Raw genomic sequence first — 19,309 nt, 5'->3', positions numbered from 1 at the left:
AAGTAGAAATGAAAAATATCATTAAGCTGGGTATCACTCTGATGCTACTCCTGGCTGCCGCGCCAGGCTGGAGCCGATGCACCAAAACCAGCGCGCCTCAAACGGAAGATGGGCGAACGGCAATCATTCCGTTTGGAAAAATTAACCTGACTGATGAATATTTTATGCCGGTGGGCTCGTTACTGGCCAGCATCGTCGTTCCTCCCACTAACTATACCTATGGCGGAGCAACAGCCTCTACGGTGCTCTGGGAGTGTGATGAGGCAGATCTTTCCGGTATATATTTCCTCGTGGCGACCAACGGTGACGATCGGATTGGCGGTTACTATGATATTGGCGGTCCCGATGGGTTAAGCGATGTCTATGCGACGTGGTTCGCCTACGTTGGCATCCGTCAGACAATGGGCGGCGTCACCTTAACCCGCTACTGGAAGAAATTACCGCTCTCCAGCTGGAATACCACTTCTAACGGTAAGATCCAAATTCGCCTGCAGGATATACCGCCGCTGCAGGCCGAGTTGTATCGGGTCAGCACGCTGCCGGGCAAATCCGCCAGTTCCGCCTATTGTGGCAACAACAATAATAGCGGAAGCGGTATTGCCTTTGGTAAAGCCACAGGCATGATTTATACCTGTACGCAGCCAAACAGCTATATTCAGCTTGCTGGCGACGCCTCAGTCTCTTTTTCCTTTAGTCATGACAAAGTGGGTGAGGACAGCGCATCAAAATTTGATTTCTGGGGCGCAGATAATGGATTTGGTTACGGCATGCGTACGGGCAGCGCCATTTACAGCGTTCCCACGTGCGTCGCCCGTAGCGCCACGCCCATCGTGATGCTGCCGACAATTTCGGTCCCGGAACTGGAAGCGGGAATGAAAGCCACCTCCTCCTTTTCAGTACAAGTTGAATGCAGTGATACCGTTCAGTCCGGCATTGGCGACACCCAAACAGCGATGGGTTTCCAGGTTTCTGAAGGTGCATACAGCGCAGCGCAGTCTCTCGGGCTGGTTAACGGCAGCGGCGGCGTCAGCGCGCTGGTATCCGACAACTACTTTTCCGCTGATATGGCTAAGGGCGTAGGCATTACGCTTGCCCATAGCAACAAGCCTGGCGAAGAGCTTATTTTTGTTGGCCAGCCCGGTTTTTCCAGCTTAACGCCGGGAGGCAATAATGCGGGCTGGTACCCGGTCATGCAGGGCGCAACCCAGGCCGGAAGCGTTAAAAGCGGTTATACCTATTACACTTACTCACTCATTGCCAGCCTGAAAAAGCTAAACGGGCAAAGCATCACGCCGGGTAAAGTCTACGCTACAGCTTATGTACTGGTGAAAATGCAATGATGAAGAGCGCCCTTATCTGCTTGCTGGGCATGCTTTCTGCCGCGCCGCTTTATGCCGGGATCATGCCTGCCGCCACCAGGATGGTCTATACGGAAGGACAGCGCGAAAAAACGCTGATGCTGGCAAATACCAATGCCTATCCGGTGATTATTCAAAGCTGGATCGACGATGGTGCGGGCCATCCTGATTTTGAACAGGCGCCGTTTGTCATCCTCCCCGCCGTTTTCCGTCTGGAACCCGGAGAGCGGCAGGGGCTGCGCATTATATATAACCAGGATCCCTTGCCGACGGATCGTGAGTCGGTGTTCTGGATTAATCTCTATGAGATCCCTCCGCTGGAGGGAAAAAAGTCGCAGGATGCTCGCCTGACGCTGGCAATGAATACCCAGTTAAAACTCTTCTGGCGGCCGAAGGCCCTTGCAACTTCGCTTGAAGAGTCAACAGCAAAGCTGAACTTTCGGCTGCGGCAGGAAAATGACGGTTGGGGAATAGAATGTGATAATCCTTCTCCTCTCAACGTTTCATTTACCTCTATTACTCTGTTAAACGGTGGTCAGGAAAAAGGGGTCAAAGCGCAGATGGATATGATGACAAAAGCCTATAGCCGTCGCATCTATCCGTTGGAAGCATTCGCTAACCCACCCACAGGCCAAAAGATCCGCTTTCGTTATTTAAATGATGACGGCGCTTCTGTTGAACACACCGTCTTACTTAAGCCCTAACTGAAAAGTCGCGGGAAAATATCTGTGAGGCAATTAAAGCCGTACCGCTCGCAGCGGTTCACCCGGCAGCGCCGCGCTAACCGGGTGGCTGGATATTAGTTATTCAGCGCGCCGTTAATCAGGATAGACGTAATAATCCCGGTCGCGGCGGCAATCAGCACATAGTTGCCGTCAATATACGACCAGTGCTGCCCGCGCGGTGGTGCCGGTAATCCGCGATCGTTCCAGTCGTTAATCCGATAATCATTACCGCGGAAACGTTCCGGAGCCGGCTGACCTTTGCGGAAATCGTGCCCGTTCCACGCAAAGTGATCCTGCTCATGACGCGCCTGAGGTCGACTATCATGCGCCTGGCCCCCGCGCCCTTTATCGCCGCGATCCGGGCCACGGTTATCACCGTTCCCCTGATGATTATTGCCCTGATGGTTGTTGGCCTGCGCCCCCTGCTGGCGGTTGCCGTCCGGGCCGCCGCGGCCGGCGTCTTGCTGCCAGACCTGCTGCTGACCGTGGCTGTTGCCGCCAGGGCCATCCGCCCATGAGGCGGAAGTAAAAGTACACGATAAAATAATTGCCAGTGAAAGAATCTTTTTCATAATACACCTCCTGATATATTTCCTTTCTACCGGGAAAATGTGGAGGAATAGTGAGTAACACTATAACCAGGACAATTCCTGGCTAATATCCTTCATCGTTTAAGTTGTTTTTTTGTCAGCTGCATTCATTCACCTTTGTTACAGCGTTACCCGCGCGCATGGGAAAAGATGAACTGGCCGCCTTAATGCTGCCCGGAATCCAGGGGGTAGAGCCGTATAACGTATTAATCAATATTATCCCGGTGCTGAATTAAATGCCCTGAATAACAAAAAAGGCCGCTTTCGCGACCTTTTTTAGCAAATAGTCAGTGATTATTCAGTGACTTTTGTTTTCAGCTCTTCGGCACCCTGCTTGGTTTTATCCCAGCCTTCTTTGCTGACCTCTTTGGTCTTATTCCAGCCTTTTTCGGTGCCTTCTTTAGTGGCGTTCCAGCCTTTCTCAGTCCCTTCTTTGGTTTTGTTCCAGGTTTTCTGCGCGCCTTCGCTGACTTCACTGCCTACGCTATCGCTTTTGCCTTCTGCCGCATGTTTGGCTTTCAGCTGCTGCTCTTCACCCTGGTGCTGGGCCTCGTGCAGTTTTTCCTTCGCGGTGTTCGCCCCTTCGTGGGCCGCCGCGACGGTATCATCGGTTGCGTGTGTCGTTGCAGCAAAAACAGGAGCTGCTACCAGAATCGCAGATAACGCAATCATTGCTTTTTTCATATTGTCCTCTCTCTAACGAACTTAATGTTATGAGTCGCATTCAGCATGGCACAAGATTCTGCCGTCTGGCTTTAGGGATTGTTCTTAAAACTATTTTAAGACTTTTCTATCCGCTTTTTACCTGTCGGGTCCAGATTCCGGCTGCTCAGCCAGCATTCCTTTCCTGGGCGACGTAGCGTAACCGTCCGGGCTGACGCTCGACGCCGCTATGCAGACGGCGGCGATCGGCATGACCCTCCGCGCGGCCAAATCACCGCGGTTTTGCAAGGCCGCTCACGTTTTTATACCCGGAATCGCACTTTTCCGCCTTCAACGTTCCCCTCACTCTGTCGCTATGCTTTAATGTGCTAAACCGGTTTAATTAAGTTTAGCTATGGAGAATTTTCAGCATGAATGCAAAAGTTTGGGTTCTGGGCGACGCGGTGGTGGACCTGCTGCCGGAGAGCGAAGGCCGCCTGCTGCAGTGCCCCGGCGGCGCGCCGGCTAACGTAGCGGTAGGCGTCGCCCGCCTTGGCGGAAACAGCGGATTTATCGGACGCGTCGGCGACGATCCGTTTGGCCGCTTTATGCGTCATACCCTGCAACAAGAGCAGGTCGACGTCAGCCATATGCACCTCGACGGCCAGCACCGTACCTCCACCGTGGTAGTCGACCTTGACGATCAGGGGGAACGCACCTTTACCTTTATGGTGCGCCCCAGCGCGGACCTGTTCCTCACCGAAGAAGACCTGCCGCCGTTTGCCGCCGGGCAGTGGCTGCACGTCTGCTCTATTGCGCTCAGCGCCGAGCCCAGCCGCAGTACCACCTTCGCGGCAATGGAGCGCATTAAATATGCCGGCGGTCGGGTCAGCTTTGACCCCAATATCCGCCCGGATCTCTGGCAGGATCAGGAACTGCTGCACGCCTGCCTCGATCGCGCTTTGCGGATGGCCAACGTGGTGAAGCTATCGGAAGAGGAGCTGGTATTCATCAGCGGCAGTGATGATTTAGCGCATGGAATCGCCAGCCTAACCGAGCGCTATCAGCCGGAATTGCTGCTGGTGACCCAGGGTAAGGCGGGCGTGCTTGCCGCCTTCCAGCAGCAGTTTACCCATTTCAGCGCCAGGCCCGTTGTCAGCGTGGACACCACCGGCGCGGGAGACGCATTTGTCGCCGGACTGCTCGCCAGCCTTGCCGCCAACGGGATGCCGACGGATATCGCCGCGCTGGAACCGACCCTCACGCTGGCGCAAACCTGCGGCGCCCTGGCGACAACGGCGAAAGGCGCGATGACCGCCCTGCCTTATCAGCGCGATCTTAATCGCCAGTTTTAATCGTTAAAGCCGCCCTGCGCGGCTCACTTTGTTGCATCCATCACATTTATTAAACCGGTTTAGCAAATTCATTTTAAAAATGTTAAAGGTCGGGCTTAACATAGCGCCTAAACCGGTTTAGCAAAAAACACTACTTTTCATTTTACTTTTGGGATGCGACCAGCATGTATAGAAAAAGCACACTTGCGGTTCTTATCGCTTTGCTAACCGGCGCCGCCTCAGCCCACGCGCAAACGGACCTCAGCACCATTGAAGCCCGGCTCATCGCGCTGGAAAAGCGCCTGCAGGAAGCGGAAAACAGGGCGCAAACGGCGGAAAACCGCGCCGAGTCGGCGGAGAAAAAAGTCCAGCAGCTCACCGCGCAGCAGCAAAAAAACCAGGACACGACTCAGGAAGTGGCTCAGCGTACCGCCAAACTTGAGAAAAAGGCCGATGAGAAAAGCGGCTTTGAGTTTCACGGCTACGCCCGCTCCGGCGTAATAATGAATGATTCCGGCGCCAGCACCAAATCCGGAGCCTACATGACGCCAGCGGGGGAAACCGGCGGAGCAATCGGCCGTCTGGGAAACCAGGCCGATACCTATGTTGAAATGAACCTTGAACATAAGCAGACCCTGGATAATGGGGCCACCACCCGCTTCAAAGTGATGGTCGCCGACGGGCAAACCACATATAACGACTGGACGGCAAGCACCAGCGATCTGAACGTTCGTCAGGCCTTTGTCGAACTGGGTAACCTGCCTACGTTCGCCGGGCCGTTTAAAGGCTCCACCCTGTGGGCCGGGAAACGTTTTGACCGCGACAACTTTGATATTCACTGGATCGACTCTGACGTCGTGTTTCTCGCCGGTACCGGCGGCGGTATCTACGACGTGAAGTGGAACGACAGCCTGCGCAGTAATTTCTCCCTTTACGGGCGTAACTTCGGCGACATCGATGATTCCAGCAACAGCGTGCAGAACTATATCCTCACCATGAACCATTTCGCCGGTCCGCTGCAGATGATGGTCAGCGGTCTGCGGGCGAAAGATAACGACGAGCGTAAAGATACCAACGGCAATCTGGTGAAAGGCGATGCGGCAAATACCGGCGTACACGCGCTGCTCGGCCTGCATAACGACAGTTTCTACGGCCTGCGCGACGGTAGCAGCAAAACCGCCCTGCTCTACGGTCACGGCCTGGGCGCAGAGGTTAAAGGTATCGGCTCTGACGGCGCCCTTCGTTCGGGAGCCGACACATGGCGCATTGCCAGCTACGGTACCACGCCGATCGGCAAAAACTGGTCTATCGCCCCGGCGATCCTGGCGCAAAGCAGCAAAGACCGCTATGTCGATGGCGATAGCTACCAGTGGGCAACGTTCAACATGCGCCTGATCCAGGAGATCAATCAGAACTTCGCCCTCGCCTACGAAGGCAGCTACCAGTATATGGATCTCAAACCCGAAGGTTATAACGATCGTCATGCGGTGAACGGTAGCTTCTACAAGCTCACCTTCGCTCCAACCTTTAAGGTCGGCAGCATCGGTGATTTCTTCAGTCGTCCGGAGATTCGTTTCTACACCTCCTGGATGGACTGGAGCAAAAAACTGAATAATTACGCCAGCGATGACGCGCTGGGCAGCAACGGTTTTAACTCGGGCGGCGAATGGTCGTTCGGTATGCAGATGGAAACCTGGTTCTGACGGTTACATCAGACGACAGGAACCGCCGGGGCGGCAAAACGCCTTCGTCGCCCCGGACACAATAATGACGCAGAAACTGCGCCCCCGTGAACACGGGACGACAACACGAAAATGTTTACGCATTCAGAGGGTACTATGGATTTTGAACAGATTTCCCGCTCGCTGCTTCCGCTTCTGGGAGGCAAGGAAAATATCGCCAGCGCCGCGCACTGCGCCACGCGCCTGCGCCTGGTGCTGGTTGATGACGCGCTGGCTGACCAGCAGGCCATCGGCAAAATTGAAGGGGTTAAGGGCTGCTTTCGTAATGCCGGGCAGATGCAGATTATTTTCGGCACCGGGGTGGTGAATAAAGTCTATGCCGCTTTTATTCAGGCGGCAGGTATTAGCGAGTCCAGTAAATCGGAAGCCGCCGACATCGCGGCGAAAAAGCTTAACCCGTTCCAGCGCATCGCCCGCCTGCTGTCAAACATCTTCGTGCCGATTATCCCGGCCATCGTCGCTTCCGGTCTGCTGATGGGCCTGCTGGGAATGGTCAAAACCTACGGCTGGGTTGACCCAGGCAACGCCATCTACATCATGCTGGATATGTGCAGCTCGGCGGCGTTTATCATTCTACCGATTCTGATTGGCTTTACCGCCGCCCGCGAATTCGGCGGTAACCCCTATCTCGGCGCAACGCTCGGCGGCATTCTGACCCACCCGGCGCTGACGAACGCCTGGGGAGTCGCCGCCGGTTTCCATACCATGAACTTCTTCGGCCTCGAAATCGCCATGATCGGCTATCAGGGTACGGTGTTCCCGGTGCTGCTGGCGGTCTGGTTTATGAGCATCGTTGAAAAGCAGCTGCGCCGCGCGATCCCCGATGCCCTGGACCTGATACTGACGCCGTTCCTGACGGTGATTATTTCCGGTTTTATCGCCCTGCTGATTATCGGCCCGGCCGGTCGCGCGCTCGGCGACGGTATTTCGTTTGTCCTCAGCACCCTGATTAGCCACGCCGGCTGGCTCGCCGGTCTGCTGTTTGGCGGTCTCTATTCGGTTATCGTCATTACCGGTATTCACCACAGCTTCCACGCCATCGAAGCCGGACTCCTCGGCAATCCCTCCATCGGCGTCAACTTCCTGCTGCCGATTTGGGCGATGGCTAACGTCGCTCAGGGTGGCGCCTGCCTGGCGGTGTGGTTCAAAACCAAAGACGCAAAAATTAAAGCCATCACGCTGCCCTCAGCGTTTTCCGCCATGCTGGGCATCACCGAGGCGGCGATTTTTGGTATCAACCTGCGCTTTGTGAAGCCGTTTATCGCGGCGCTGATCGGCGGCGCGGCGGGCGGCGCGTGGGTAGTATCCATGCACGTCTACATGACCGCGGTAGGCCTGACGGCGATCCCCGGCATGGCCATCGTGCAGGCCAGCTCGCTGCTGAACTACATTATCGGAATGGTTATCGCCTTTGGCGTCGCCTTTACGGTTTCCCTGGTGCTGAAATACAAAACGGACGCTGAATAATGTCACTTCCATCACGGCTGCCTGCGATTTTGCAGGCCGTTATGCAGGGCCAGCCGGGCGCGCTGGCCGATAGTCACTATCCGCGCTGGCACCATGCGCCAGTTACCGGGCTGATGAACGACCCCAACGGCTTTGTCGAATTTGCCGGACGCTATCACCTGTTTTATCAGTGGAACCCGCTCGCCTGCGATCATAAATTTAAGTGCTGGGGGCACTGGAGCTCCGCCGATTTGCTGCACTGGCAGCATGAGCCGATTGCGCTGATGCCGGACGAAGAGTATGACCGTAACGGCTGCTACTCCGGCAGCGCGGTGGATAACAACGGTACGCTCACCCTGTGCTATACCGGCAACGTGAAGTTTGCCGATGGCGGCCGAACCGCCTGGCAGTGCCTGGCAACGGAAAACGCCGACGGCACCTTCCGCAAAATTGGCCCGGTCCTGCCCCTGCCGGAGGGCTACACCGGCCACGTACGCGACCCGAAAGTCTGGCGGCACGAAGGACGCTGGTACATGGTACTGGGCGCGCAGGATCGGCAAAAGCGCGGCAAGGTGCTGCTGTTCAGCTCCGCAGACCTCCATCAGTGGACGAATGAGGGCGAAATCGCCGGCTACGGCCTCAATGGCCTCGACGACGCCGGTTATATGTGGGAGTGCCCGGATCTGTTTCCGCTCGGCGACCAGCATATTCTGATCTGCTGCCCGCAGGGGATGGCTCGCGAAGAAGAGCGCTTCCTCAATACCTATCCGGCGGTATGGATGGCCGGTGGTTTCGACTACGACCGCGCCGCTTTCAGCCACCGCGAGCTGCACGAACTGGACGCCGGGTTTGAGTTTTATGCCCCGCAAACCATGCAAACCCGCGATGGCCGCCGTCTGCTGGTCGGCTGGATGGGCGTGCCGGACGGCGAAGAGATGCTTCAGCCGACTCTTGCCAACGGCTGGATCCATCAGATGACCTGCCTGCGTGAGCTGGAGTTGATCGACGGTCAGCTCTACCAGCGTCCGCTGTGCGAGCTGACCGCTTTGCGCGGCGAAGCGCACGGCTGGCTGGGGAACGCCCTGCCGCTGGCGCCGATGGAAATCGCCCTGCAAACCGCCCGGAACGATACGTTAAGCCTCGATTTCGGCGGCGCGTTGACCCTTGAGCGCGATACCCGCGGGATTCGCCTGGCGCGACGCAGCCTCGCCGGCGACGAGATGCACTATCGTTACTGGCGCGGCGAGGTCCGTTCGCTGCGGATTTTCATCGACCGGTCGAGCGTGGAGATTTTCATCAACGACGGCGAAGGGGTGATGAGCAGCCGCTGCTTCCCGGCTTATCCGGCGCAGCTGATTTTCTCCGGCAGCGCGCCGGACGCATTCTGCTACTGGCCGCTGCGAACATGCATGGTAGAATAAGCGTTTTGCTTTCAGGCTCATGGCGTCGTAATGAAAACCAAACGCGTAACCATTAAAGATATCGCCGAACTGGCGGGCGTTTCCAAAGCGACCGCCAGCCTGGTGCTGAACGGTCGTGGCAAAGAGCTGCGCGTGGCGCAGGAAACGCGCGAGCGCGTGCTGGCGATTGCCCGCGAGCAGCACTATCAGCCGAGCATCCACGCCCGCTCGCTGCGCGACAACCGTAGCCACACCATCGGCCTGGTGGTGCCGGAAATCACCAACTACGGCTTTGCGGTCTTTTCCCATGAGCTGGAGATGCTGTGCCGCGAAGCGGGCGTCCAGCTGCTGATCTCCTGTACCGATGAAAACCCCGGTCAGGAGAGCATGGTGGTCAATAACATGATTGCCCGCCAGGTTGACGGTCTGATCGTCGCCTCCTGTATGCACAACGATGCCGACTACCTGAAGCTCAGCGAACAGCTGCCGGTGGTGCTGTTTGACCGCTGTCCTAATGAAAGCGCGCTGCCGCTGGTGATGACCGATTCGATTACCCCAACGACGGAGCTGATTTCCCGCATCGCGCCTCAGCATAGCGATGAGTTCTGGTTTTTAGGCGGTCAGCCGCGTCTGTCGCCCTCCCGCGATCGTCTGGCCGGGTTTACGCAGGGTCTGGCCCAGGCGGGTATTGAATTGCGCCCGGAGTGGGTGCTCAACGGCAACTACCATCCCAGCTCCGGCTATGAGATGTTCGCCGCCCTCTGCGCGCGTCTGGGAAGGCCGCCAAAGGCGCTATTTACCGCCGCCTGCGGGCTGCTGGAAGGGGTGCTGCGCTATATGAGCCAGCACCATTTGCTCGACTCCGACATCCACCTGGCGAGCTTTGACGATCACTATCTCTACGATTCGCTGTCGCTGCGTATTGATACCGTACAGCAGGATAACCGCCAGCTGGCCTGGCACTGCTACGATTTAATCAGTCAGCTGATCGAGGGCAACACGCCTGAACCGCTACAGCGCTACCTGCCGGCGACGCTGCAGTTTCGGCATCGGTGATTCACGCATCCAGCCCCGCGATCCGCACCAGATGAACGGTGAGCCACAGCAGCTCGTTGCCGCCGAGGGTGATATCGAGCTGGGCTTTGACGTAGTCGCGGATCAGCAGCGCGCAGCGGTAAGCGTCCGGATACGCCTTAATCACCTGCACCAGCAGAAAGCTGTCCCGCGCGCCGTCCAGCTCCCCCTCCTGTAAACGCTGGAAGAAAAACTGCATATGGACCAGAAAGCGCGAGTAGTTTATCGATTCGGTGTCTATCCGCTGCTTAAAGTGGTACTGCACGAGATTAAAAATATCCTTCAGCATTTTCACCGACTGCATGGTCTGCGCTACGTCGTCGCCCTCGCTCTGGCCGTTAACCAGATGAAAGGCGATATTCCCGGCTTCCTCCTCCGGCAGTTCAATCCCGTACTGCTGGCGAATAATCGTCACCGCCTCACTGGCGACGCGGAACTGCTGCGGATAAAAGCGCCTGACTTCCGGCAGCAGGCGGTTCTGAATAGCGATCCCTTTGCGGCTGCGCTCGATGGCGAAAGTCAGATGGTCGGCGAGGGTAAAGAAAATCTGCTCGCGGACTTTGCTGGCGAGCTGCATATTGGCGCGGGAAATAATCATTGCGGCCATCTCAATGACCTCATCCGGAATGGCGGAGAGCGCCTCAAGATAGCCGCTGCGCGCGCCGAGCGCCTGGGTTACGAATAGCTTCTCTATCTTCTCCGGGGCGATTGCATCGCCGGGCCTGCTATTGAAACCAATGCCTTTCCCCATGACGATAACCTCCCTGTTATCGTCGTCCATCGAGAGCACGAGGCTATTATTGAGCACCTTCTGAACAATCATCTCTGCGACTCGTCGTGGTTGCCGTTTTGCGCGATGACATCCTTATACCACCAGAAGCTGCGTTTGCGGATCCTTTGCAGCCGCTTCAGGTCATCCTCGCCGCGATCGACATAAATAAAACCGTAGCGCTTGGCGTATCCCTGATGGGTGCTGACCACGTCAATCGCCGCCCACGGACAGTAGCCCATCAGCTCGACGCCGTCGGCAATCGCCAGCCGCATCTGTGCGATATGCGCGTCGAGGAAAGCGATGCGATAGTCGTCATTCACCGTCCCGTCAGGCTCCAGCTTGTCCGGCGCGCCCATCCCGTTTTCGCTAATCAGAATCGGCAGACCATAGCGCTCGCACACTTTACGCAGCGTCAGACGCAGCCCTACCGGGTCGACCACCCAGCCGTAGGGGGTTTTGCCGACCCATGGATTTTCCGCCGGACGATAAACCCCCTCTTCGCCCAGCATAATTTGCTGATCGCCCGCGCGGGGCGCAACGTCCCCGCCGTCGCCCCGGCTGGCGGCAATGGTGGCGGTCGAGTAGTAATTAATGGCGATAAAGTCCGGCCTCCCCTGCTGCAAAATCAGCGCATCCTCCGGCTGCCGATTCGGCGCGAGGCCGCGATCCTGCATATAGGCCCACGCCAGGGCGTTGTAGCGCCCATGCACCGCAACATCCAGAAAGCTCCAGCAGCGCAGCGTCTCCCAGTTATGCGCGGCGATGGCGTCCTCCGGCTTACAGCTTTCGGCGTACATCGACGTGGTGTTTATCGCCGGGCCGATGCGCAGCCCGGGGAACTCACGGTGGCACAGGGCGAAGATCTGCGCCTGGGCCAGCATCATATGATGATTCTGCTGGTACAGCGCCTTCTTATCCGGCAGTTCACGATCGGCGGGCACGCCAATCGCGCCGGGATGCAGAATCATGGTGTTCTGTTCGTTGATGGTCAGCCAGAGCGGAACTTTGGCGGCAAATTCGCTGAACAGCAGCCTGGCATAGCGCACGAATGCCTCCCCGGTTTTGCGGTTCAGCCAGCCGCCTTTTAGCTCCAGCGCCCACGGCAGGTCGAAGTGGTAGAGCGTCACGATGGGGGTGATCCCGTGGCGCGTCAGGGCGTCGATCAGGCGGTGATAAAAGGCCAGCCCATCCTGATTCACCGGGCCATCGCCGTCAGGTATCACCCGCGACCAGGCCACCGAAAAACGGTAGGCCTTCAGCCCCATCTGCGCCATCAGCGCGACGTCCTCCTCCACGTGATGATAGTGGTCGCTGGCGATGCGGAAGTCCGCCGTTCCCGGCGGATGGCTAAGCATGTCGACTACCGACGGTCCTTTACCGTCTTCATTCCACGCGCCCTCAACCTGATAGGCTGAGGTGGACGCGCCCCACAGAAAACCGTCCGGGAACCGGGCCTGCTGTTGATAAATCATGGCTGCGCCTCCTTAACGGATTGCACCATCAGCGTCTCGCCGTAATCCACCCGGGCGGCGTCGGTAAAGCGCAGAGCGTGCTGCCCATCGCCGTTGACCACAATGACTGGCGTAATCAGGTCGTATCCGGCCTGTTCGATGGCGGGAATATCAAAGCGGATCAGCACCTGCCCCGCCTCCACCCTATCTCCCACCTTCAGCGATGAGCTAAAGTGCTGGCCGTTAAGATTGACGGTATCAATACCGATATGGATCAGCAGCTCAACCCCGCTGTCGCTCTGCAGGCCAACGGCGTGGCAGGAGGGCAGAAACATCATCACCGTGCCGCTAAACGGCGCGCGCAGTACTCCCTCTTCGGGACGAATCGCCAGCCCCTCGCCCAGCAGACCGCCGGAAAAGACGTCGTCGTTCACTTCACTGAGCGCCACCACCTGACCGCGCAGCGGGCTTAATACCTCCGTCTCCCCCTCGCTTTTAGCGCTCGCCGCAGGCTGCGGCGCCTCGTCCACCGCTTCTTGTTCCTCAGGAACATCTTTGAAGGCGATAAACCAGGTCAGGGTAAAGGTCACCACGATGGAAATCGCGCAGGTCACCAGCGCATGAACGATGTTCATCGGGTTTTCACCGATAAACGCCGGCAGCGCCGCGAGGCCTGGCGAGACAAACGCGTAGCGCACCAGCCCGCTCACCCCGGCATAGACCCCGGCGCAGCCGCCGCCGATCATCGCGGCAATCAGCACGCGGCGGAACTTGAGCAGCACCCCGTACAGCGCCGGTTCGGTGATCCCCAGCAGTGCGGTAAATCCCGACGAGGAGGCCAGCTGGCGCAGGTTGCTATTTTTGGTTTTCAGCGCCACGCACAGCGTCGCCGCGCCCATCGCCACGTTTGAGGCCAGCATCCCCGGGCCGTTAATCATCTCGTAACCGCTTTTACTCAGCTGACCGGTGGCGATCGGCGTCATCGCCCAGGCGGTGCCGGTAATGATCAGGAAGGGCTGCAGGGTGCCCATCAGCATCGGGATTAACCAGCTGGCGTGGCGGTCGATAGCGCCCGCCCCCGCGGCCACCAGGTCGTTAAGCAAAATGCCCGCCGGGCCGACCACCACCAGCGCCAGCGGCGCGGTAATCAGCAGAATCAGCATCGGCTTAACGAAAAACTTGATAATCGATGGCGACACTTTTTCGGCGAAGCGCTCCACCCACGACATCAGCCACACGGTCAGAATAATCGGCAGCACCGAACCGGCGTAATCGGAAAGCAGGACGTTGATGCCGACAAAATCCACCGCTTTACCGGCCGCCAGCATCTGGCCGATGCCCGGATGCAGCAGCACGCCCGCGAGGGTCATCGCCAGAATCGGGTTGCATTCAAACTTCAGCGATGCGCCGTAGGCCAGCAGCACCGGCAGGAAGAAGAAGGCGGCGTCGGCAATAATATTCAGCAGCTGATACGTCGAGCTGGTTTCGCTAATCACCCCGGTGAGCTTGAGAATGGCCAGCAGCGCTTTAATCATCCCCGCGCCGGTAATCGCCGGGATCACCGGGGTAAAGGTGGTCGAAATAACGCTGATAATCCGGGCGACGATGCCGGCCGGCTTCGCGTTTTTATCGCCGCCTGCCGGGCCTTTTTTCTCCGGCAGCACCTTATTGAGCAGGCGATAAACCTGCTGCACCTCATTGCCGATAACTATCTGGAACTGGCCGCCCTTCTCCACTACGCTGATCACGCCGGGAAGGGCGCCAATCTGCGCATCGTTAACCTTTGCGCGGTCGTTGAACTCCATGCGCAGCCGGGTCGCGCAATGGGTGAGCATACGGATGTTCTCCGCACCGCCCACCGCGTGGAGGATTTTGTCTGCTGTTTCGTTATAGTTCATAGTGTTCCCTGGTGTTGGGGCAAAAAAAAGACCAAAACAGAGACGCTCCCCTTGGCGGGAGAGCATTTCTATTTTGGTCTTGCCTGCTTTCGCAGTAGCACGCCATCATAAAAATGGGTTATTTCGGCGGATTATCTAAGCGGCCTTTGATGAATTCAATGATGACCGGACAAAAGTGTGAGCTGGATTAAGTAAATTCTTAAGTTAATATCAGCCGAAGGCCTGCTGACGAAGCCAGCTTTGTAATAGTTTGCCATTGGGGGTCATCTCGCTATCCTGGCGCACGCAGAGATAATAATCCCGGCCATCATCTATTGCCGCATCGAAGATTTTCACCAGCTCGCCGCTCTTCAGATAGGGAGCGATCAGCGGCTCGCGCATTAGCGCACAGCCCAGCCCGGCCTGTACGCCCGCCAGGGTTAGCAGACCATCCTCAAACATCGGCCCGGTCGATCGCGGCGGGCGCTTCACTCCCTGCTGCACAAACCACTGGTTCCACGTGGTGCGCTCCTCATCATGCAGCAGCGGCATTTGTAACAGCTGTTCCGGGGTATCAATATGCCCATGGAGGCGGAGAAAAGCCTGACTGCATACCGGAACCATTCTGCCGGAGATCAGCTTTTCGCTTTGATAGCCTACCCAGTGACCGTTGCCAAAGCGGATCGACATATCGGAAGCGTCGCTAAGATAGTTGCGGTGGTTGGCGTAAACCACGTTGATTTCGGTATGCGGATTCGCGTGCACGAATGACGGCAGCCGGGGAATAAACCAGCCCATGCCAAACAGCGGGATCAGGCTGATCGTCACCTGCTGGGTTTGCACCTGATCGACCAGGTGCTCAGTGGCCTGACGCAGCACGTTAAACGCCGCGCGGATCGAGCGGTAATACTCCCGCCCCTGCTGGCTGAGGGTCAGCCGTCGCCCCTGACGTGCGGTGAGCGGGATCTGCAAATAGCCTTCCAGCACTTTGAGCTGATGGCTGACCGCCGAGGGCGATATCGCCAGCTCCTGCGCCGCCAGGGTTACGCTGCCGAGGCGTGCGATCGCCTCGAAGGCGCGCACCGCCCGCAGCGGGGGATCGTTGGCCAACGTACTCTCCGACCAGCTAACCGGCCCCTCTGATTGTTCTGTTTTTTTCATATGTTGATTTTCTTAGCGCATTTCGCTATCCGATGCATTATTTAATTATATTTAAAATCATAAAGATAGTTAACCACACATTTATAATAAGAAAGAATATATGCGTATTTTACAATTTAATTCATTTGTTGGATGGTAGCTATTATTTGAGCATCTTGTCGGAACAATCAGTTGGACACACTCATACAACAAATCATCAACGGGGTCATGCTCGGCAGCATCTACGCCCTGATCGCGCTCGGCTACACCATGGTGTACGGCATCCTGCGCATTATTAACTTTGCCCACGGCGATATTCTGATGGTCGGCGCGTTGACCACGCTTTCCGGGATGCACGCGCTGAACGCCCATTTCCCCACTTTGCCGCCGCTGGCGCAGCTGGGGCTGGCGCTGGTGCTGGCCATGGCGGTCTGCGCCCTGCTGGCGATGGCGGTCGAACGCTTTGCCTACCGCCGCCTGCGCAACGCCCCGCGCCTGGCGCCGCTGATCTCCGGGATCGGTGTCTCGGTACTGCTGCAAACCGTGGCAATGATCGTCTGGTCGCGTAATCCGCTGATGTTCCCGCAGATCCTGTCAATGGATGCCATCGCCGTGACCCACGGCAGCGCAGCGCATCCGCCGGCTCTCGTTACCGTCACCGGTATCGTCACCGTCGCGCTGGCCTTCGCGGTGATGCTTGGCCTGTGGCTGTTGGTGGAGTACACCCGTTTAGGTCGCGGTATGCGCGCGGTAGCGGAAAATCCGCGCATCGCCACGCTAATGGGCGTTAACCCTAACGCAATTATCGCCCTCACTTTCGCCATCGGCGGCATATTCGCCGCGCTCGCTGGCGTCATGATGGCCAGCAACTACGGCAATGCCAGCTTCTCCATGGGCTTTCTGCCCGGCATTAAAGCCTTTACCGCCGCGGTGCTCGGCGGCATCGGTAATATTCGCGGCGCGATGATCGGCGGCCTGCTGCTGGGCCTTATCGAATCCCTTGGCGCAGGCTATCTCGGGGACCTGACCCACGGCGTCTTCGGCAGCAACTACAAGGATATCTTCGCCTTTATGGTGCTGATCCTGGTGCTGGTCTTCCGCCCGGCCGGTTTGCTCGGCGAACGCGTCGCGCACCGGGCTTAGGAGAAAAATCATGACAACGGCACAACTCGATACGCCTGTCGTCTCCCGCCGCTTCTGGTCCGGGATGACCCTGTTGGTCTGCGCGCTGCTGGTGGCGCCGATGGTCGCCAGCCAGCTCGGCGGCAACTACTGGGTGCGAGTCATCGACTTCGCCCTGCTCTACGTTATGCTGGCGCTGGGGCTGAATATTGTGGTCGGCTACACCGGCCTGCTGGATATGGGCTTTATCGCCTTTTACGCCGTCGGCGCGTATCTGGCGGCGCTGCTGGCCTCGCCGCATCTGCTGGACGTCTTCCCGATTTTAAATAGCTGGTTTCCGGACGGCCTGCACACCTCCTGGCTGGTGATTATTCCGCTCGCCGCGCTGCTGGCGGCAGGCTGCGGTATCGTGCTGGGCGCGCCGACGCTCAAGCTGCGCGGCGACTATCTGGCCATCGTCACCCTCGGGTTCGGTGAAATTATTCGCATCCTGATGCGCAACCTCGACCGTCCGGTCAACATCACCAACGGCGCAAAAGGCATTTCCGGGGTCGATTCGCTGAATCTGTTCGGCCTCAAGTTTAGCGGCGTCTATCACTGGTTTGGTTTTAAAGTCCCGGCGCTGTGGCTGTGGTACTACCTGCTGATGCTGGCGATCGTGGCGATTATTTTCGTCTGCCTGCGGCTACAGCATTCACGCATTGGTCGGGCCTGGCACGCGATCCGCGAGGACGAAGACGTCGCCCGCGCGATGGGCATCAACCTGCGTAATTACAAACTGCTGGCTTTCGCTATCGGCGCCTCATTCGGCGGCGTGGCGGGCGCGCTGTTCGGCGCATTTCAGGGCTTTGTTTCGCCGGAATCCTTTACCCTGCAGGAGTCGATTGCGGTCCTGGCGATGGTGGTGCTGGGCGGGATGGGGCACATCCCCGGCGTGATCCTCGGCGCGGTGCTGCTGACCGCGCTGCCGGAACTGCTGCGCAGCCAGGCGGCGCCGGTACAGCAGGCGCTGTTTGGCGAAGTGCTGATTGACCCGGAAGTATTGCGCCAGCTGTTCTACGGTCTGGCGCTGGTGCTGGTCATGCTGCTGCGCCCGCAGGGCATCTGGCCCGCGCGACATCAAGGAGCAAAAGCATGAGCCTGTTAAGCGTACGCCATATGACCAAGCGTTTCGGCGGTCTGACGGCGGTCGACAACGTATCGCTGAGCATCAACGAGGGCGAAATCTACGGCCTGATTGGCCCCAACGGCGCGGGAAAAACCACCTGTTTTAATCTGATTACCGGGCTTTACCCGGCGGACAGCGGCGAGTTCGCTATCGGCGGGGAAGCCTATTTTCCGAAGAATATTGAGAAAGTGACCGCCGCAGGGATCGCCCGCACTTTTCAGAACGTGCGGCTGTTTAACGACATGTCGGTGCTGGAGAATGTAATGGTGGGCCGCCACGTGCGCACCCGCAACGGCCTGTGGGCCGCGCTCTCCCGCCATAAACGCGCCCGCGCCGAGGAAGCGCAAACCCGCGAGCTGGCCTGGCACCTGCTGGATTATACCGGTATCGCGCAGTTCGCCCACTACCGCGCCTGCGACCTCGCCTACGGCCACCAGCGGCGGCTGGAGATCGCCCGCGCGCTGGCGACCGATCCGCGCCTGTTAGCGCTGGATGAACCAGCGGCCGGGATGAACGCCGCCGAGAAGATGGCCCTTGGCGAACTGCTGCTGCGTATTCGCGACGACGGCAAAACGCTGCTGATGATTGAGCATGACGTCAAGCTGGTGATGGGGATCTGCGATCGCCTGATGGTGCTGGATTACGGCAAAACGTTAACCAGCGGCACGCCGGATAGCGTACGCCGCGATCCGGCGGTGATCGCCGCCTGGCTGGGAGGCAGCGCCCATGTCTGATTTATTAACCGTTAACCAGCTTAGCGTCCACTACGGCGGCATCCAGGCGGTGCGCGACGTCTCATTCAGCGTGAAAGAGGGCGAGCAGACCACGCTTATCGGCGCCAACGGCGCGGGCAAAAGCTCCACCGTCCGCGCCATTACCGGGCTGGAACCCTTTAGCGGCGAAATTCTGTTTAACGGCAAACCGATACGCAAACGCCGGGCCGAATCCCTGCTGCGCGAAGGACTCGTGATGGTGCCGGAAGGACGCGGCATCTTTGCGCGCATGACGGTGCTGGAAAACCTGCAAATGGGCGCCTGGCTACGACGCGACGCGACGGCGGTAAAACAGGAGATGGGCGCCATCTTCGCTAATTTCCCGCGCCTCGCCGAACGCCAGCATCAGCTGGCGGGGCTGCTCTCCGGCGGCGAACAGCAGCTGCTGGCGCTCAATCGCGCCCTGCTCAGCCAGCCGCGTCTGCTGATCCTCGACGAGCCGTCAATGGGCCTGGCGCCGCTGATGGTCGAGAACATTTTTCGCGTTATCGCCACCCTGCGCCAGCGCGGCGTCGCGCTGCTGCTGATCGAGCAGAACGCACGCCTGGCGCTGGAGGCGACCGACAGCGCCTGGGTAATGGATAGCGGCAGCATCGTCGAGCGCGGTCCGTCGCAGACGCTGCTGGCCGACGATCGTATAGCACAGATTTATTTGGGCGAAATGCCCGTTTAACACACCAACCAGCATCAGGGAA

17 protein-coding genes are annotated in these 19,309 nt (G+C 58.2%); 11 read left to right on the top strand and 6 right to left on the bottom strand.

Annotated features, from left to right (window positions below):
* The first annotated feature begins 8 nt into the window (after positions 1-8).
* Both HMPREF3178_RS21430 and HMPREF3178_RS21425 read left to right on the top strand, forming a co-directional pair.
* Positions 9-1,340 (top strand): fimbrial protein, encoded by a 1,332-nt coding sequence (locus HMPREF3178_RS21430; protein WP_017146427.1) that lies wholly within the window; start codon positions 9-11, stop codon positions 1,338-1,340.
* A complete protein-coding gene (locus HMPREF3178_RS21425) occupies positions 1,337-2,062 on the top strand; it encodes a fimbrial biogenesis chaperone (RefSeq protein ID WP_017146428.1) in 726 nt (241 codons plus the stop codon). The genes HMPREF3178_RS21430 and HMPREF3178_RS21425 overlap by 4 nt, the downstream gene beginning before the upstream one ends.
* A gap of 95 nt (positions 2,063-2,157) precedes the next feature.
* On the opposite strand, the gene HMPREF3178_RS21420 is transcribed toward HMPREF3178_RS21425, so the two are convergent.
* Together HMPREF3178_RS21420 and HMPREF3178_RS21415 are read right to left on the bottom strand one after the other, a co-directional pair.
* Positions 2,158-2,655, bottom strand: a complete 498-nt coding sequence (locus HMPREF3178_RS21420) for an RcnB family protein (protein ID WP_004099918.1) — start codon at positions 2,653-2,655, stop codon at positions 2,158-2,160.
* A gap of 312 nt (positions 2,656-2,967) precedes the next feature.
* Positions 2,968-3,357, bottom strand: coding sequence for a hypothetical protein (locus tag HMPREF3178_RS21415; RefSeq protein WP_004099916.1), 390 nt, complete (start codon positions 3,355-3,357; stop codon positions 2,968-2,970).
* Positions 3,358-3,746: 389 nt separating this feature from the next.
* Between HMPREF3178_RS21415 and HMPREF3178_RS21410 the strand changes: the two genes are divergently transcribed.
* The 5 genes from HMPREF3178_RS21410 (at position 3,747) to HMPREF3178_RS21390 (ending at position 10,293) form a co-directional block, all read left to right on the top strand.
* Entirely contained in the window at positions 3,747-4,670 is a 924-nt protein-coding gene (locus tag HMPREF3178_RS21410) for an aminoimidazole riboside kinase (protein WP_017146430.1), read from the top strand.
* A 164-nt stretch (positions 4,671-4,834) separates the two neighbouring features.
* Positions 4,835-6,352, top strand: a complete 1,518-nt coding sequence (locus HMPREF3178_RS21405) for a carbohydrate porin (protein WP_004111112.1) — start codon at positions 4,835-4,837, stop codon at positions 6,350-6,352.
* 135 nt (positions 6,353-6,487) lie between these two features.
* A complete protein-coding gene (locus HMPREF3178_RS21400; protein ID WP_004111111.1) occupies positions 6,488-7,858 on the top strand; it encodes a sucrose-specific PTS transporter subunit IIBC in 1,371 nt (456 codons plus the stop codon).
* A complete protein-coding gene (locus tag HMPREF3178_RS21395) occupies positions 7,858-9,258 on the top strand; it encodes a sucrose-6-phosphate hydrolase (RefSeq protein ID WP_017146431.1) in 1,401 nt (466 codons plus the stop codon). Before HMPREF3178_RS21400 ends, HMPREF3178_RS21395 begins: the two co-directional genes overlap by 1 nt.
* 30 nt (positions 9,259-9,288) lie before the next feature.
* Positions 9,289-10,293: a LacI family DNA-binding transcriptional regulator gene (locus tag HMPREF3178_RS21390; protein ID WP_017146432.1), complete on the top strand. Its 1,005-nt coding sequence runs from the start codon at positions 9,289-9,291 to the stop codon at positions 10,291-10,293.
* A gap of 1 nt (position 10,294) precedes the next feature.
* Here HMPREF3178_RS21390 and licT read toward each other — a convergent pair whose 3' ends face one another.
* From licT to HMPREF3178_RS21370, 4 genes are all read right to left on the bottom strand, one after another.
* Entirely contained in the window at positions 10,295-11,134 is an 840-nt protein-coding gene (gene licT, locus HMPREF3178_RS21385) for a BglG family transcription antiterminator LicT (protein ID WP_070585496.1), read from the bottom strand.
* Positions 11,131-12,555 carry a glycoside hydrolase family 1 protein gene (locus tag HMPREF3178_RS21380; protein WP_017146434.1) on the bottom strand — a complete coding sequence of 475 codons (1,425 nt, stop codon included), beginning with the start codon at positions 12,553-12,555 and terminating at the stop codon, positions 11,131-11,133. Before HMPREF3178_RS21380 ends, licT begins: the two co-directional genes overlap by 4 nt.
* Positions 12,552-14,432, bottom strand: coding sequence for a beta-glucoside-specific PTS transporter subunit IIABC (locus tag HMPREF3178_RS21375; protein WP_017146435.1), 1,881 nt, complete (start codon positions 14,430-14,432; stop codon positions 12,552-12,554). The genes HMPREF3178_RS21380 and HMPREF3178_RS21375 overlap by 4 nt, the downstream gene beginning before the upstream one ends.
* Before the next feature lie 210 nt (positions 14,433-14,642).
* Positions 14,643-15,572 carry a LysR substrate-binding domain-containing protein gene (locus HMPREF3178_RS21370; RefSeq protein ID WP_004111106.1) on the bottom strand — a complete coding sequence of 310 codons (930 nt, stop codon included), beginning with the start codon at positions 15,570-15,572 and terminating at the stop codon, positions 14,643-14,645.
* A gap of 171 nt (positions 15,573-15,743) precedes the next feature.
* On the opposite strand from HMPREF3178_RS21370, the gene HMPREF3178_RS21365 reads away from it, so the two are divergent.
* From HMPREF3178_RS21365 to HMPREF3178_RS21350, 4 genes are read left to right on the top strand one after another with little or no spacing between them, the layout of a single operon-like run.
* The gene (locus HMPREF3178_RS21365; protein WP_017146436.1) at positions 15,744-16,694 is read left to right on the top strand and encodes a branched-chain amino acid ABC transporter permease; all 951 of its coding nucleotides are present in this window, start codon (positions 15,744-15,746) and stop codon (positions 16,692-16,694) included.
* Positions 16,695-16,704: 10 nt separating this feature from the next.
* Complete coding sequence (locus HMPREF3178_RS21360; RefSeq protein WP_026055971.1) at positions 16,705-17,811, top strand: branched-chain amino acid ABC transporter permease; 1,107 nt, start codon at positions 16,705-16,707, stop codon at positions 17,809-17,811.
* The gene (locus HMPREF3178_RS21355) at positions 17,808-18,575 is read left to right on the top strand and encodes an ABC transporter ATP-binding protein (protein WP_016809094.1); all 768 of its coding nucleotides are present in this window, start codon (positions 17,808-17,810) and stop codon (positions 18,573-18,575) included. The genes HMPREF3178_RS21360 and HMPREF3178_RS21355 overlap by 4 nt, the downstream gene beginning before the upstream one ends.
* Positions 18,568-19,287, top strand: a complete 720-nt coding sequence (locus HMPREF3178_RS21350) for an ABC transporter ATP-binding protein (RefSeq protein WP_017146437.1) — start codon at positions 18,568-18,570, stop codon at positions 19,285-19,287. Before HMPREF3178_RS21355 ends, HMPREF3178_RS21350 begins: the two co-directional genes overlap by 8 nt.
* Positions 19,288-19,309 lie beyond the last annotated feature (22 nt).

The organism is Klebsiella sp. HMSC09D12 (assembly GCF_001808475.1).
In the GTDB taxonomy this organism is placed as follows: Bacteria; Pseudomonadota; Gammaproteobacteria; order Enterobacterales; family Enterobacteriaceae; genus Klebsiella; species Klebsiella oxytoca.
This window is presented reverse-complemented; position numbering and strand designations above follow the sequence as displayed.

What these genes read in the sequence shown, in the direction of transcription:
- HMPREF3178_RS21430 (WP_017146427.1), top strand. Translation starts at nt 9, where the DNA reads ATGAAAAATATCATTAAGCTGGGTATCACTCTGATGCTACTCCTGGCT.
- licT (WP_070585496.1), bottom strand. Translation starts at nt 11,134, where the DNA reads ATGATTGTTCAGAAGGTGCTCAATAATAGCCTCGTGCTCTCGATGGAC.
- HMPREF3178_RS21380 (WP_017146434.1), bottom strand. Translation starts at nt 12,555, where the DNA reads ATGATTTATCAACAGCAGGCCCGGTTCCCGGACGGTTTTCTGTGGGGC.
- HMPREF3178_RS21375 (WP_017146435.1), bottom strand. Translation starts at nt 14,432, where the DNA reads ATGAACTATAACGAAACAGCAGACAAAATCCTCCACGCGGTGGGCGGT.
- HMPREF3178_RS21355 (WP_016809094.1), top strand. Translation starts at nt 17,808, where the DNA reads ATGAGCCTGTTAAGCGTACGCCATATGACCAAGCGTTTCGGCGGTCTG.
- HMPREF3178_RS21400 (WP_004111111.1), top strand. Translation starts at nt 6,488, where the DNA reads ATGGATTTTGAACAGATTTCCCGCTCGCTGCTTCCGCTTCTGGGAGGC.
- HMPREF3178_RS21370 (WP_004111106.1), bottom strand. Translation starts at nt 15,572, where the DNA reads ATGAAAAAAACAGAACAATCAGAGGGGCCGGTTAGCTGGTCGGAGAGT.
- HMPREF3178_RS21350 (WP_017146437.1), top strand. Translation starts at nt 18,568, where the DNA reads ATGTCTGATTTATTAACCGTTAACCAGCTTAGCGTCCACTACGGCGGC.
- HMPREF3178_RS21405 (WP_004111112.1), top strand. Translation starts at nt 4,835, where the DNA reads ATGTATAGAAAAAGCACACTTGCGGTTCTTATCGCTTTGCTAACCGGC.
- HMPREF3178_RS21410 (WP_017146430.1), top strand. Translation starts at nt 3,747, where the DNA reads ATGAATGCAAAAGTTTGGGTTCTGGGCGACGCGGTGGTGGACCTGCTG.
- HMPREF3178_RS21390 (WP_017146432.1), top strand. Translation starts at nt 9,289, where the DNA reads ATGAAAACCAAACGCGTAACCATTAAAGATATCGCCGAACTGGCGGGC.
- HMPREF3178_RS21395 (WP_017146431.1), top strand. Translation starts at nt 7,858, where the DNA reads ATGTCACTTCCATCACGGCTGCCTGCGATTTTGCAGGCCGTTATGCAG.
- HMPREF3178_RS21415 (WP_004099916.1), bottom strand. Translation starts at nt 3,357, where the DNA reads ATGAAAAAAGCAATGATTGCGTTATCTGCGATTCTGGTAGCAGCTCCT.
- HMPREF3178_RS21420 (WP_004099918.1), bottom strand. Translation starts at nt 2,655, where the DNA reads ATGAAAAAGATTCTTTCACTGGCAATTATTTTATCGTGTACTTTTACT.
- HMPREF3178_RS21425 (WP_017146428.1), top strand. Translation starts at nt 1,337, where the DNA reads ATGATGAAGAGCGCCCTTATCTGCTTGCTGGGCATGCTTTCTGCCGCG.
- HMPREF3178_RS21360 (WP_026055971.1), top strand. Translation starts at nt 16,705, where the DNA reads ATGACAACGGCACAACTCGATACGCCTGTCGTCTCCCGCCGCTTCTGG.